Here is a 13,613-nt window from a genome sequence, read left to right as displayed (position 1 = left end):
ATGGGTGACTGGATGAATACAGAGAATCTATCAGATCGTTTAAAAACGGTTGTGCAATATATCCCTGCAGGCAGCCGGCTTGCTGACATAGGATCGGACCATGCTTACCTCCCGTGCCATGCTGTTCAACAAGGCATCGTGTCATTTGCAGTAGCGGGAGAGGTGGCCGAAGGGCCGTATCGGTCGGCGAAAAAGCAAGTAGAAGAAGAGGGATTTTCCGAAAACATCATCGTACGCAAAGGAGATGGACTTGAGGTCATCTCCCCCGGCGAAGTTGACTGCATCACGATCGCGGGAATGGGTGGAACGTTAATTGCTTCAATATTGGAAAAAGGCAAAGAAAAGCTTCCGGGGATTAAGCGCCTGATCCTCCAGCCGAATATCGGCGCCATTTCGATCCGAAAATGGCTGATTGACAATGGCTGGAAGCTGATCGGTGAAGAAATTCTGGAAGAAGACGGAAAAATCTATGAGATATTGGCGGCGGAACAGGGTGATCCGCTTTCCGGTTACGGCGAGCCGCCCGAAGCGGGACTTTTGCTCGGACCGATCTTAATGGAAAGGCAAAATGATGCTTTCCGAAAAAAATGGCTTGCTGAAAAGGAAAACTGGGAACGGATTTTGATACAGCTCGAAAAAGCGGATGACAACAGCGAGGCCGCCGAAAAAAAGCAGGAGCTTCTCAGGAAAATCAAAATCGTGGAGGAGGCTTTAAAACAGTGAAACAAGTCAATGGTTTTGAGGTTATTCAAATGTTTGAAACATTCTCGCCAAAGAGCCTGGCGATGGAAGGAGATAAAGTCGGACTCCAGATTGGCAGGCTGAACAAACCTGTCGAAAACGTGATGATCGCCCTCGATGTGCTGGAGGAAGTCGTCGATGAGGCAATCGAGAAGAATGTCCAGCTTATTATCGCCCACCATCCGCTCATTTTTCGCCCGCTGCAGAAAATCGCGACAGATACTTATCAGGGAGCTGTGATCGAAAAGCTGATCAAGCACGAAATTGCTGTTTATGCGGCCCATACAAATCTGGATGTCGCAATCGGCGGCGTCAATGATATGCTCGCTGAAGCACTGGGCCTCGAAAACACGGAGCTGCTCTTTCCAACATACGAAAACAAATTGAAAAAACTAGTCGTGTTCGTGCCGGAAGAAAATGCGGCCGACGTCAGGGAAGCACTCGGAACAGCGGGTGCGGGGGCAATCGGCGCTTACAGCCATTGTTCGTACTCAAGCAGCGGAACAGGCCGGTTCTTGCCTGGTGCCGGTACCAATCCGCATATCGGCAGGCATGGAACCCTTGAGGCAGTGCCTGAAGCGAGGATTGAAACGGTTTATCCGGAGACAATCGAAAAGAAAGTACTGGGCGCAATGCTGAAGGCACATCCATATGAAGAGGTGGCCTACGATATTTATCCCCTCGAAAATAAAGGTGAGCTGCTAGGTCTTGGCAGGGTAGGCTACATAGAAGAGACGACATTGGAAGAGTTTGCCCGCCATGTTAAAACGGTCCTGGATGTTCCGGCAGTCCGTGTTGCCGGGAACTTGAATACGAAAGTCAAGAAAATTGCAGTGCTTGGCGGTGACGGCAATAAATATATCAATCATGCCAAATTTAAAGGGGCCGACGTTTATGTGACCGGGGATATGTATTACCATACCGCCCATGATGCGATGATGATGGGCCTTAATATTGTCGATCCCGGGCATAATGTCGAAAAAGTAATGAAACAGGGGACCGCGACTGTTTTAACGAGGTTGTCCAGGGAAAAAGGTTATGCAATCAACATCTTTCCGTCAACTGTTCATACAGATCCATTCCAGTTTATTTAAATGCGATAAAAAACCCTTGCCGCTCAGGCAAGGGTTTTATCAATCATGGCTTGGCCGCCAACTTTTTTACTTTTGGAAGAATCTTTTCAAGCGGTACTTTCTTTGCACGAACCCATGTGGATGAATCCTCCGGATCGTATTGTTCAAGAAAGGCGATCACTTCTTTTGTGATCGGCGTCGGTGTTGATGCTCCGGCTGTAACCGCTACTGTACTTGCGTCTTTAATCCAGTCCAGATCAAGCTCCGATATGTCGGCAATTCGATAAGCCTTCGTACCGGCTATTTCTTCGGAAACCTGGGCAAGCCGATTCGAGTTATTGCTCTTCGGGTCACCAACAACGATCAGCACGTCTGCTTGACCGGCCTGCTCGGCGACCGCTTCCTGGCGTACCTGGGTAGCGAGGCAAATTTCCTGATGCATTTCGACATGAGGATATTTTTCTCTAACCTTTTCCATGATATCTGCCACATCCCATTGGCTCATCGTCGTCTGGTTGGTGACGATGATTTTGTCACCGGCAACTTGAAGGGCATCGACATCCTCAATTGAGGAAACTAAATGGACGATCCCCGGAGCGACGCCAACGGCACCTTCAGGCTCGGGATGGCCCTTTTTACCGATATAAATGACCTGGTAGCCTTCTTTTTCTTTCTGGCGGATTAAATCATGTGTTTTCGTAACATCCGGGCAAGTGGCATCGATTGTAACAAGTCCTTTTTTTGCCGCAAGCTCCCTCACTTCAGGAGATATCCCGTGGGCTGTGAAAATAACAGTACCATGGTCAACCTGCTCCAATATTTCTTTGCGATTCTGTCCATCAAGCGTAATAATTCCTTCTTGCTCAAAGGCATCTGTCACATGCTTATTGTGGACAATCATACCGAGTATATAGATAGGCCTTGGCAAAGACTGATCCAAAGCTGCATTACGGGCAATAACCATCGCATCAACCACGCCATAGCAATAGCCGCGCGGTGATATCTTTAAAACCTTCATATTGAGTCCTCCCCATAAAAAAGCAAATACATGCTTATGATTAATTATATATAACTTATGGGAAGATTACAAAGCGGAATCACTAATGTATATCATTAGCAATAACCGGGAAAATGCACATGCAAAATTCTTTTTTATTGTTAGAATGAATTTCATAAAGCATACTTTAATTGAAAAACGAACAGTTATTTAAAATTAAGATAGTATTATTCGTTCCTGCGGCATACTCCTGCTTATTTAGACAATTTCATTCGTTTTTCGGTCCAGCTTATTACATTGTGAAATTTACTCTGTTAAAAAAATATTTTCGGTACAGAATTTCCATTTTTCGGCCGCCTTAATGGCGCATCTTCCTGATCCTGCGGGGACTCAGATTCTGATTCAAGATCGTCCCAGGATTCAGATTCTGATTCAAGGACGGATCGTTTTCGGCTGCGATCTTTCTTGGTTTTTTTTGCGTGATCCCCGTCATTTTCAGGAGCGTCCTTGAGCCCTTTATATAATTTCAACATCGCAGGGAAGTTTTTGACGAGCGGCCCGTATTGCTGGACAATCGGCCCGACCGTTTGCACGGCATTAAGTATTTGCTGGGTATTATTTAGAAATCCGTTTATGGCGGCCGGATTGGCAAGTGTTTTCAAAAATGAGCTTCCACCTGCTGCAGGAGAACTCGCACGGCCGCCCACGCCAAAAATACCGCCCCCGGGAGCACCTTGATATCCCGTTTGGCTCCCACGGCCAAAAATTTTTGCCAGCAGTCCCCCTCCTTGTTTCACCTGCCTCTGCGGACCCATCATTTGGCCGAATGGCCCGCCGATCCTGCCATGGTTGAATCCCGGTCCGGGTCGCCGGTTATTCATAAAGCCGTGGTTGATTCCTCCGCCAAACGGACCTCGATGTCTCGGCTGCATAGTCATTACCTCCTTCATTGTTATCTCTTATTGTTAACATATGCGTTCAAAATCATTTTGGTTTTGGGCAGAGGTGGAGCACAAAAAAGCTCCTTTCATTAATTGCTGGAAATTGGAAAATACTATAAGGGCCGTTTCCTCAACCTGGGAGGTCAAAATACCGCAGTGGAGATTTAATGAAAACTTTATTATAATTACAGGACGGGTAATAAGGATCGACCTTTAATTCATGATATGAGGAGTTAACCAAATGACTGAAACGAAGTTTTTACAATACAAGCTTAAGCCTTTCCTGGTAGAAGCCGTGGCCGATCTTGGCTTTCAGGAGCCGACTGAAATACAGCGCCGGCTCATTCCGATCGTGCTGAAGGGTGAAAGCGCAATTGGCCAATCACAGACAGGCACCGGAAAAACGCATGCTTATATCCTGCCGATTCTGAATAAAATTGATCCTGACAAACAGGAAGTGCAAGCCGTCATTACTGCACCAACCCGTGAACTGGCGAATCAAATTTATCGGGAAATCCTGAAAGTTACAAAGCATTGCGACGAAGACAAAATGATTTCTGCCCGCTGCTTCATTGGCGGAACGGACAAGCAGCGCACGATTGATAAATTGAAAACGCAGCCTCACATTGTCGTTGGAACGCCGGGAAGAATCAACGACCTAGTTAAGGAGCATGCGCTGATTGTTTATACAGCCTCCACACTTGTTATTGACGAAGCTGATTTAATGCTCGATATGGGGTTTATTGAAGATGTCGACCAAGTGGCGGCAAGGATGCCGGAACAGCTTCAAATGCTCGTCTTTTCGGCAACGATTCCGGAAAAGCTGAAACCGTTTTTAAAGAAGTACATGGAAAACCCGGCTTATGTCCATATTGAGCCAAAACAAATTGCTGCAGAAAAGATTACACATTACATCATTCCAGCGCGGCACCGTTCGAAGATTGACATCGCTTTTGAAAGCCTGCAGATCTTCAATCCATACTTGGCGATCGTTTTCACGAATACAAAAAAAATGGCTGATCAAGTCGCAGATGGTTTGCTTGCAAAAGGCTTGAAAGTTGGCAGAATCCACGGTGATTTAAGTCCGCGTGAGCGCAGGAAAGTAATGAAACAAGTGAACGACCTTGAGTTCCAGTACATTGTTGCGACTGATTTGGCGGCGCGAGGAATCGATATTGAGGGCGTCAGCCATGTTATGAACATCGAATTGCCGTCTGATTTGGATTTTTATGTGCACCGTGTTGGCCGCACCGCCAGGGCAGGTGCGTCAGGGGTCGCTTTAACGATTTATGAGGATTCCGACGAGGATGCCCTGAACCGGCTTGAAAAGCTCGGAATCCAATTTAAAAATGTTGATATCCAGAAGGGCGAATTGGTCGAAACCGGCGATCGAAACAAACGCAAAAATCGCCAGAAGCAGGCGGACGACCTCGATGTCCGGGCGAAGTCGATGGTCCGGAAGCCGAATAAAGTAAAGCCCGGCTATAAAAAGAAAATGCAGGCCGAGGTCGCTAAAATAAAAAAAAGGCAAAAGCGGGTGCAAAGAAAAAAATAACTTTTGCTTAAAATAGGGAGAGAAGAGAATATGTTGAAAATTGGTTCACACGTTTCGATGAGCGGGAAAAAAATGCTGCTTGCTGCGAGTGAAGAAGCTATTTCATATGGTTCAAATACATTTATGATCTATACAGGGGCACCGCAAAATACACGGCGAAAGAAAATAGAAGATCTCAATATCGAAGAAGGGTGGCGCCATATGGAAGCGAACGGCATTGATGAAATCATCGTGCATGCCCCCTACATTATTAATATTGGAAACGCCGTTAATGCGGCTACATTTGAGCTCGGGGTGAACTTCCTGAGGTCGGAAATTGAGCGTACCGAAGCAATCGGAGCGAAGCAAATCGTTTTGCATCCCGGCGCGCACGTGGGCGAAGGGACGGAAGCAGGCATTAAGAAAATAGTCGAAGGGCTTAATGAAGTATTGACAGGTAAAGACAATGTCCAGGTAGCGCTTGAAACGATGGCTGGCAAAGGCTCTGAATGCGGAAAAACGTTCGAAGAGCTTGCGATGATTATGGATGGTGTCAATTACAGCGATCATGTTTCGGTATGCTTTGACACATGCCATACCCATGATGCAGGCTACAATATTGTCGAGGATTTTGATGGAGTTTTAAATGAGTTTGATAAAATCATCGGTCTTGACAAATTGAAGGTACTGCACATTAATGATAGTAAAAATGCGCGTGGAATGAGAAAAGACCGCCATGAAAATATCGGATTCGGGCAGATCGGCTTTAAGGCTCTCAACTATATCGTTCACCATCCTCAGCTGGCGAACATTCCGAAAATCCTTGAAACTCCTTATGTTGGCGAAGATAAACTAAACAAAAAGGCACCTTACAAGCATGAAATAGCGATGCTGAGAGAACAAAAATTTGACGACAACCTTCTCGACAACATTATGCGCGGATAATAAAAAAAGCTGTGAGATTCACAGCTTTTTTTATGGTTTCAATTTGATTACTTAGTAAGTTCGAGAAAAATCCGGTTGACTTCCCTTGCTGTGTCCGGGCCGGCAACCTTGGCAATTTCTTTGATTAATGCAGTCCGCTCGGCATCATTAAAAATATTAATTTGTTTTCCTCTTAAGTATGTCGCCACTTTTTGCGCTTGCTGCCTGCTGACCTTAATTTGAAATTGTTTTGCATATTTCAGTAATTCGTCAGCGGAGATTGTATTGATTTTGTGATTAATGATGTTTTGAAAAATTTTCACCGTCGTCACCTCTTTAGCAACATATGAGCGCAATTCAGGAATCGTGACAAAAAGTGAAAATTCAATATGGACTGGGTTTTCTTTACTTTAAAACCCGGTTGTTGTATACTACAAAATGTAAATCGTAATGATTCTTAAATTAGGTGATAGGATTGAATATAACTGAGACGATTGTAAAGATAGATAATGTTTCGTACCGGTATGAGAAGGAACTGGTGCTTGAGGATATTAACCTTCAGATTCTAAAAGGCTCCTTCCTCGGTATTGTCGGTCCGAACGGTTCCGGCAAATCAACACTTCTAAAATTAATCCTCGGGCTTTTAAAGCCGCAAAAAGGGGAGATCTTCTTATTTGAAAAGGAGATCAGCCGCTTTAAGGACTGGCAAAAAATCGGTTTCGTATCGCAAAAGTCAAACTCGTTTAACACAGGGTTTCCGGCAACGGTTTTTGAAGTAGTTGCCAGCGGACTGACAAAAAAAATTGGCATGTTCCGGTTTATGGACAAGGAAGACAAATTGAAGGTTTTCCAGGCAGTGAAATCGGTCGGGCTTGAAAAATTCATCAAAAAAAACATCGGGGAATTATCCGGGGGGCAGCAACAGCGGGTCTTTATCGCAAGAGCACTTGTCAGTGATCCTGAGCTTTTGATTTTGGATGAACCGACCGTCGGGGTTGATGCGCAACATGTACAGGCTTTTTATCAAATGCTCGGCGGTTTAAATAAAAAACTCGGCATCACCCTTTTGCTTGTTACCCATGATATAGGCACGATAACGGATAAAGTTACCCATGTTGCCTGCCTGAATAAGCATCTCCATTTCCATGGCAATACCGAGGAATTTGAACACTTGAGAATGGATGAAATGTCCGAATATTACGGTCATGACGTCCATGTGCTGACACATGACCATGCTCCCCATGGAGGTGTCGAATGATTGCCAACATTCTTCAATACGAATTTCTGCAAAATGCCTTTTTGACTGGAATGATCATTGGGATCATCGCCCCGCTTCTTGGCGTTTTTATAGTTGTAAGAAGGTTATCCTTGATTGCGGATGCGTTAAGCCACGTCACCCTTGCCGGAATCGCAGCGAGCCTGCTTCTTGAGAAGCGTTACACAGCACTGGCCGGGCTGAATCCCCTCTACATGGGAATGGCCTTTTCGGTAGCCGGCTCCGTTTTTATCGAAAAGCTTCGCACCGTATACAAGCATTATCAGGAGCTCGCGATTCCGATTATCCTTTCGGGTGGCATCGGGCTTGGTGTCGTATTTATTTCACTGGCAGACGGTTTTAATACTGATTTATTCAGCTATTTATTTGGGAGTGTCAGCGCAGTAAGCCGGACAGACCTGTGGACGATTGTCGTGATCAGCCTGTTTGTGATTGCCGTTATTTTCATGCTTTATAAGGAGTTATTTCTATTATCCTTTGATGAAGAACACGCCAAGGCTTCCGGAATCGCTGCTAAAAGTATCCATTTTATCTTTATTGTTATGGTGGCTCTCGTCATTGCTGCGTCAATGAGGATTGTCGGGATCCTCTTAGTATCCTCGCTGATGACACTGCCTGTTGCTGCAAGTATTCGCATTGCCAGGGGATTCAAACAAACCATTTTTTATTCCGTGATCTTTGGCGAAACGTCGGTTCTTGGCGGATTAACACTGTCGTATTATCTTGATTTGGCTCCAGGCGGCACAATCGTGATGATCGCTGTGGCAATTTTAATGATTTCAATCCTTTTTAAAAAAGTTTTATTGGCAAGACCTGTGTAAGTTTCAGCAGGAAATTTTGGATGGATCCGGCTCAGGCGGCCGGTTCTTCCGATTCATTGCGGATTAAGAGGTGAATGAAATGAATGTGGACGAAGCATTAAAGCTATTGAAGGACCAGGGATACAAACACACAGGGAAAAGAGAAGAAATGCTGCAGCTTTTTGCTGCCAGCGATAAATATTTAACGGCTCGGGATGTTTTGGAGGATATGAAAGACGACTATCCGGGACTGAGCTTTGATACGATTTACCGGAACCTGTCTTTATTTGTTGATATGGGAATTTTTGAAATGACCGAGCTGTCAGGAGAAAAGCATTTTCGATTTTCTTGTACCCATAAACAGCATCACCACCATTTTATCTGTCTTGACTGCGGAAAAACAAAGGAAATTGAAACATGCCCGATGAAAGGCTTGAACGAAGATCTGAAAGGCTATGATGTCTCAGGGCATAAATTTGAAATCTACGGGCGCTGCCCGGAATGCTACCAATAAAAAAACGGCTGACTTCCAGCCGTTTTTTTATTGGTTATTATTTGCTGGCCTTCAACCAATTTTCAACCCAGATTGCCGCCTGCTGCCAATTTTGGACGCGGATAACCCCTTCAGGTATTGGATCGCGGTTGTACGGGGTATCAAAGAGGATTACCGGAATCCGGCATGCTTCATGAATCATTACGGCATTATCATGTTTGTCTTCAAAAAAAATATCGACGTTATATTTTTTGGCTGTGGCGACTTTATCATGTGAACCAATTAATTCAACATGGTGGTATGTTAAGCCTTGTTTGGAAAACCATTCTTCTGTCAAAGCAAGCAGGTCTCGCCTTCGTGCGCTGATAAAATAAAGCTCGTGATCCTTTTGCCATTTGGCTAATACGTCCCCCGCCCCTTCGGCGAGCGGTGAAGTGGAATAAATGAGCGGCTCGTTTTCGGCAAACCATGCGGCAAATTCGTGCTCTCCAATATTGACCAGCGGGTTTAAATCGTACTGTTTGATGTCTTCTAATGTTATGTTCATGCTGAATGCTTTGTTTAAATGAGGGATCATCGACGTCGGACAAGTAACTGTCCCGTCGATATCAATACCAAAACGTTTTCCCATGCTGATGATCCTGCTCCTGTCTTTCCATTGTTGCTTTTATATTATCAAAAGAACAGTGATTTCTAAAGACTTGAAGTGGAAAATCATTTTTCCGTGGGGAACACAGGAAAAATGTAGACAAACATTAACATAATGAAACTGTGTAAAGTCGCAAACAATATGAATGCTCCATTATGAAAGCGAGGGATTAACATGGCGGAAAAGCAACGACAAAATAAACAAAATAAAGGTGCAAAAAATAATCGTAATATATCCGATGTCGGGACCAGCTATAACGATACAAACTTTCGTGAAGAGACAGCAGCTGAGGTCGCTGCTCCAGTCCGTGTCGAACGGAATAAGAATAACAACAATGCAAATGGGGGAAATACGGGTGAAGTGGCTGCAAGCGGCCGGGGTATCGGCTACGCGGCCCTTGCGCTGTCGATTTTATCCCTGTTTGTGATGCCAATCCTTTTTGGGGCGGCCGGGATTATTCTCGGCTTTGTGGCGCTGAGAAGAGGGGCGGCCGGCCTTGGCGGCTGGGCGATTGGAATAGGTGCGATCTCAATTATAGTCGGGATGTTTGTCCTGCCGTTTTTCTAAAGCTTTTCAAGATAACGGAGCAATTGAAAAGCAAAAGACCCGGCCAAAGTTCGCCGGGTCTTTTACAATTATGGTTGGACAACTTCTTGTTGTTCCAGAGCTTTCGCTTCAAAATATTCTGCTGCAATCTTATCAATTTCTTTTTTTAGTTCCTCGACCATTGTCTCTTCCGGAACCTTTCTGACAATTTTTCCTTTGCGGAAAAGAAGTCCTTCGCCTCTTGCACCGGCGATGCCGATATCGGCTTCACGGGCTTCCCCCGGACCGTTTACCGCACAGCCCAGCACAGCTACTTTAATCGGCGCTTTAATTTTTTGGATATACTCTTCAACTTCATTCGCGATACTGATTAAATCAATTTCAATCCTTCCGCATGTCGGGCATGAAATCAAAGTTGCCGCATTGGAGGAAAGGCCAAAGCTTTTTAACAGCTCCCTGGCGACTTTCACTTCTTCAACCGGATCAGCACTTAAGGAAATACGCAGTGTGTTTCCGATTCCTTTGCTTAAAATAGCTCCAAGCCCTGCTGCACTTTTAACCGTTCCTGCGAACAGCGTTCCTGATTCGGTGATGCCGAGGTGAAGCGGGTAATCAAAAGCCCGTGCTGCCTTTTCATACGCTTCAATCGCAAGATTGACATCAGACGCTTTCATGGAGACGATGATATCGTGAAAATCAAGATCTTCAAGAATTTTAATATGGTGGAGAGCACTCTCAACCATACCGTCCGCAGTCGGATAGCCGTATTTCTCGAGGATTTTGCGTTCGAGGGACCCGGCATTCACACCGATTCGGATCGGAATTCCTTTCTCTTTGGCTGCTTTCACAACAGCCTCCACTTTTTCGCGTTTTCCGATGTTGCCCGGGTTTATTCTAATCTTATCGGCTCCGCCTTCAATCGCCTTTAAAGCGAGCTTGTAATCAAAATGGATATCGACAACAAGCGGGATATTGATTCGTTTTTTAATTTCCGGTATCGCATTTGCGGCGCGCTCATCCGGGCAAGCCACCCTGACAATTTGGCAGCCTGCCTCTTCCAAACGAAGTATTTCCGCAACGGTCGCTTCGACATCGTGGGTCTTTGTCGTTGTCATGCTTTGGATAAACAATTCATTGCTGCCGCCAATCGTTAAATTGCCAACTTTAACAGGGCGGGTTTTCGTGCGATGTATTATTTCACTCAAGCGAGATTCTCTCCTTTAAACATTGGATTCACAAGCTGTGTTATAACCAATATGCTTCCATTGTATCAATGAACTGCTGAATTTGACAAGGATATGATACCCTTGCTGATCAATATTCAGGGAACTTATACGATTTGCCAATCTGGATTTCATTTGGTTTCACTCCATCATTAAGGCCCTGAAAATCGGTAATCACTTGTTCAATAGGGACGGGAACAGCTTTATCTATGTGTTTTTCAATAATTGACAATACCGTATCGCCCGGCTTAACACTTGATTCAAAATAAGCGGGCTTTGTTTCCATCTTCGCCTCGGTTTTTTGTTCCTTTACACCCGGCAGAGTACCTGAGCTAAGATCAAAATAGATGACATATATCAGCAATACTGCAATGAGGAATCCTGCAATCCGTTTCATGATTAAGCGGCCTCCAGTCGAAATGGGAGTTTGTCCAATATATATGCGCGCGCTCAATCAATTAGAACAGATTTTTTTAAGCTATAGGAAAGTATAAACGTTTCTAAATATAGTTGGGCGTTTCGATGTCCAGCTCCAGCGCCTAGCCCCTCGAGTCGCTTCGGTCCTGCCAATGAAGTCAAAAAGCGACTTCACTGTCAGGCCCTCCAGCGCTTGTCGGGGCTGACCAAGGCGCTTGCGCTTTTCTTATACAAATTTTATTTTTTGGCATTGTAACGATAATGTTTCGTCAATTCGGACAATGCTTCGGATAACGTCGTCAGTTTCTCGCCTGCAGAATGGCTGAGCTTTACTTTTTCCATTTGCTGTTCGGAAGCAGCCATCATTTCTTCTGCACTGGCAACAGTTTGCTGTGAGACAGAAACGAAGCTTTCCGAGGCATGCTCCATTTTCGGCAGTGTATCGTTCAATCCTGACAGTGAAGCTTGCACATTAGCTATCATTGCATTAACCTCTGCAATTTCGAGCATTAAGCTGTCAAATGCCTGTCTGCTGACAGAGGCATTGTTTAAATGGCTTTCAAATCCATTCAGCATGTTCTCAAATTCATGGGAAGCTTTCCGGGAAACATTTTCCATTTCATGGATCGTGGCCGTAATTTCGTCAGCAGCGCGTGAAGACTGATCTGCTAACTTTCTGACCTCACCCGCAACGACAGCGAAGCCTTTTCCTGAATCACCCGCCCTGGCTGCTTCAATGGCAGCGTTTAGTGCTAACAGCTTGGTTTGTTCGGCAATTTCTTGAATTAAGTTTATGACTTTTGCAATCGAAGAGGAATGGTTCCTAACATCGTGAATGGTTCCAGTAACCCCTTGAAACTCATCTGCGAAGCCGGTTATGGACTCAGTCATTGCGGCAACACTCTTTTCTCCATGGGCAGCTGAACGGTTCATCGCGTCCGCTTTAGCGGTAATCTGCTCAATGTTCATAAAAATATTGTTGATCGACCTTTTCATTTCCTGGAACATAAGAACACTTTCCTCTGAACTGCCGGCTGTTTGTTCGGCTCCTGCTTTGACGACCTGAATCGCCTCTACTAACTGGTGATTTTGCGCGATCACATCGCTGGATATTTCCCTGAGCTCATTACCCGTCATCGACAGGTTGTTTGTTGTTCTGGAAATGTTAAATAGCAATTCCCTCATTTGCAAGACCATCGCCTGAAAGCTTTTAACCAATGAATTGATTTCCGGTGTGGACGCCTTCGCCTCTATTTGAAGCTCCAAATTGCCATCCCTGATTTCCTTCATCACTTCCCGCAGGTTTGATAAAGGTTTTGTTAAACTCCTGACAAGAAGCGCGATGATAATCGAGGTTGCGACGAGGCTGATCAAAACGGCAATGATCATGTATGTAGCCATTTCATTAATATTTTTTAAATATAATTGCTGAGGAATGACGATCGTATATATGCCATTTAGCTCTTGTATATTATAAAAAGAGATCGTATAAAGCTGGCCATTTATCTCCCGGTGAACAATTCCTTTTTCCAGCGAACGAATCTCGGTTAAAATAGATTCAGGAAAAGAGAGCTTCGAGTTTCGGCTAACCTGAAACGGTTCAGCCCCTTTTTCATTGATTAAAAAATATTCCCCTTTTAAATCGTCCTGTGCCAGCCCGGCATCCTGCGATTTAATTACTTGCTCCATTTTTTCGCTGAATTTTTCTTCCTTCCCAACGTAAATCAACATTAAGTTCTTTGCCATTTCACTAATGGTTTCAGCTTCTTTTTCGAGGCGCTGCTCCATCAATTGCACCGTCGTTTCTTTTGATTTCACAAAAGAAATATAAGCGATGCTTGATACCGTGACAAGCAGCAGGCTGAGGATAATCGCCAGCAATCTTGCCTGCAAAGACACTCTGGAAAGCATTCCGCCCCAGATTTCGCCACTTGCCAATTTTATCTGTTTAAGCCGCTCCAAATAAATGCACCCCTCCCATTAAATCCAATTTTATTAT

At 44.8% G+C, this 13,613-nt stretch carries 15 protein-coding genes; 8 read left to right on the top strand and 7 right to left on the bottom strand.

Going from position 1 to position 13,613, the window contains the following annotated elements:
* Nucleotides 1–12 precede the first annotated feature (12 nt).
* Both CU633_RS13000 and CU633_RS12995 read left to right on the top strand, forming a co-directional pair.
* Entirely contained in the window at nt 13–723 is a 711-nt protein-coding gene (locus CU633_RS13000) for a tRNA (adenine(22)-N(1))-methyltransferase (RefSeq protein WP_101661022.1), read from the top strand.
* Complete coding sequence (locus CU633_RS12995) at nt 720–1,835, top strand: Nif3-like dinuclear metal center hexameric protein (RefSeq protein ID WP_101661021.1); 1,116 nt, start codon at nt 720–722, stop codon at nt 1,833–1,835. The genes CU633_RS13000 and CU633_RS12995 overlap by 4 nt, the downstream gene beginning before the upstream one ends.
* Nucleotides 1,836–1,878: 43 nt before the next feature.
* On the opposite strand, the gene CU633_RS12990 is transcribed toward CU633_RS12995, so the two are convergent.
* Together CU633_RS12990 and CU633_RS12985 are read right to left on the bottom strand one after the other, a co-directional pair.
* Nucleotides 1,879–2,832, bottom strand: coding sequence for a 4-hydroxy-3-methylbut-2-enyl diphosphate reductase (locus CU633_RS12990; RefSeq protein ID WP_101661020.1), 954 nt, complete (start codon nt 2,830–2,832; stop codon nt 1,879–1,881).
* 293 nt (nt 2,833–3,125) lie between these two features.
* Nucleotides 3,126–3,743 carry a YqfQ family protein gene (locus tag CU633_RS12985; protein ID WP_257958723.1) on the bottom strand — a complete coding sequence of 206 codons (618 nt, stop codon included), beginning with the start codon at nt 3,741–3,743 and terminating at the stop codon, nt 3,126–3,128.
* 250 nt (nt 3,744–3,993) lie between these two features.
* Here CU633_RS12985 and CU633_RS12980 point away from each other — a divergent pair, with 250 nt between their 5' ends.
* Complete coding sequence (locus tag CU633_RS12980; protein ID WP_101661019.1) at nt 3,994–5,307, top strand: DEAD/DEAH box helicase; 1,314 nt, start codon at nt 3,994–3,996, stop codon at nt 5,305–5,307.
* Nucleotides 5,308–5,337: 30 nt separating this feature from the next.
* The gene (locus CU633_RS12975; protein ID WP_101661018.1) at nt 5,338–6,231 is read left to right on the top strand and encodes a deoxyribonuclease IV; all 894 of its coding nucleotides are present in this window, start codon (nt 5,338–5,340) and stop codon (nt 6,229–6,231) included.
* Between the two features lie 47 nt (nt 6,232–6,278).
* Here the strand turns inward: CU633_RS12975 and CU633_RS12970 are convergent, their stop codons facing one another.
* Nucleotides 6,279–6,533 (bottom strand): DUF2624 domain-containing protein, encoded by a 255-nt coding sequence (locus CU633_RS12970; protein WP_101661017.1) that lies wholly within the window; start codon nt 6,531–6,533, stop codon nt 6,279–6,281.
* 152 nt (nt 6,534–6,685) lie between these two features.
* On the opposite strand from CU633_RS12970, the gene CU633_RS12965 reads away from it, so the two are divergent.
* From CU633_RS12965 to CU633_RS12955, 3 genes are all read left to right on the top strand, one after another.
* Nucleotides 6,686–7,468, top strand: a complete 783-nt coding sequence (locus tag CU633_RS12965) for a metal ABC transporter ATP-binding protein (RefSeq protein WP_101661016.1) — start codon at nt 6,686–6,688, stop codon at nt 7,466–7,468.
* Nucleotides 7,465–8,307, top strand: coding sequence for a metal ABC transporter permease (locus tag CU633_RS12960; RefSeq protein ID WP_101661015.1), 843 nt, complete (start codon nt 7,465–7,467; stop codon nt 8,305–8,307). The genes CU633_RS12965 and CU633_RS12960 overlap by 4 nt, the downstream gene beginning before the upstream one ends.
* A 79-nt stretch (nt 8,308–8,386) precedes the next feature.
* On the top strand, nt 8,387–8,800 hold the full coding sequence (locus tag CU633_RS12955) for a Fur family transcriptional regulator (protein WP_101661014.1): 414 nt from the start codon (nt 8,387–8,389) through the stop codon (nt 8,798–8,800).
* Between the two features lie 37 nt (nt 8,801–8,837).
* Here the strand turns inward: CU633_RS12955 and CU633_RS12950 are convergent, their stop codons facing one another.
* Nucleotides 8,838–9,410, bottom strand: coding sequence for a 5' nucleotidase, NT5C type (locus CU633_RS12950; RefSeq protein ID WP_101661013.1), 573 nt, complete (start codon nt 9,408–9,410; stop codon nt 8,838–8,840).
* A 192-nt stretch (nt 9,411–9,602) separates the two neighbouring features.
* Here CU633_RS12950 and CU633_RS12945 point away from each other — a divergent pair, with 192 nt between their 5' ends.
* Nucleotides 9,603–9,995, top strand: coding sequence for a hypothetical protein (locus CU633_RS12945; protein WP_101661012.1), 393 nt, complete (start codon nt 9,603–9,605; stop codon nt 9,993–9,995).
* Nucleotides 9,996–10,063: 68 nt separating this feature from the next.
* On the opposite strand, the gene ispG is transcribed toward CU633_RS12945, so the two are convergent.
* The 3 genes from ispG to CU633_RS12930 form a co-directional block, all read right to left on the bottom strand.
* Entirely contained in the window at nt 10,064–11,170 is a 1,107-nt protein-coding gene (gene ispG / locus CU633_RS12940; protein WP_180954958.1) for a flavodoxin-dependent (E)-4-hydroxy-3-methylbut-2-enyl-diphosphate synthase, read from the bottom strand.
* A gap of 118 nt (nt 11,171–11,288) precedes the next feature.
* Nucleotides 11,289–11,594: a hypothetical protein gene (locus CU633_RS12935; RefSeq protein WP_101661010.1), complete on the bottom strand. Its 306-nt coding sequence runs from the start codon at nt 11,592–11,594 to the stop codon at nt 11,289–11,291.
* Between the two features lie 257 nt (nt 11,595–11,851).
* Nucleotides 11,852–13,525 carry a methyl-accepting chemotaxis protein gene (locus CU633_RS12930; protein ID WP_101661035.1) on the bottom strand — a complete coding sequence of 558 codons (1,674 nt, stop codon included), beginning with the start codon at nt 13,523–13,525 and terminating at the stop codon, nt 11,852–11,854.
* Nucleotides 13,526–13,613: the final 88 nt, after the last annotated feature.

Origin of the sequence: Bacillus sp. V3-13, assembly GCF_002860165.1 — a bacterium.
GTDB lineage: Bacteria > Bacillota > Bacilli > Bacillales > Cytobacillaceae > Bacillus_BJ.
Note: the sequence above shows the minus strand (reverse complement) of the source record. Positions and strands in the feature narration are given on the sequence as shown.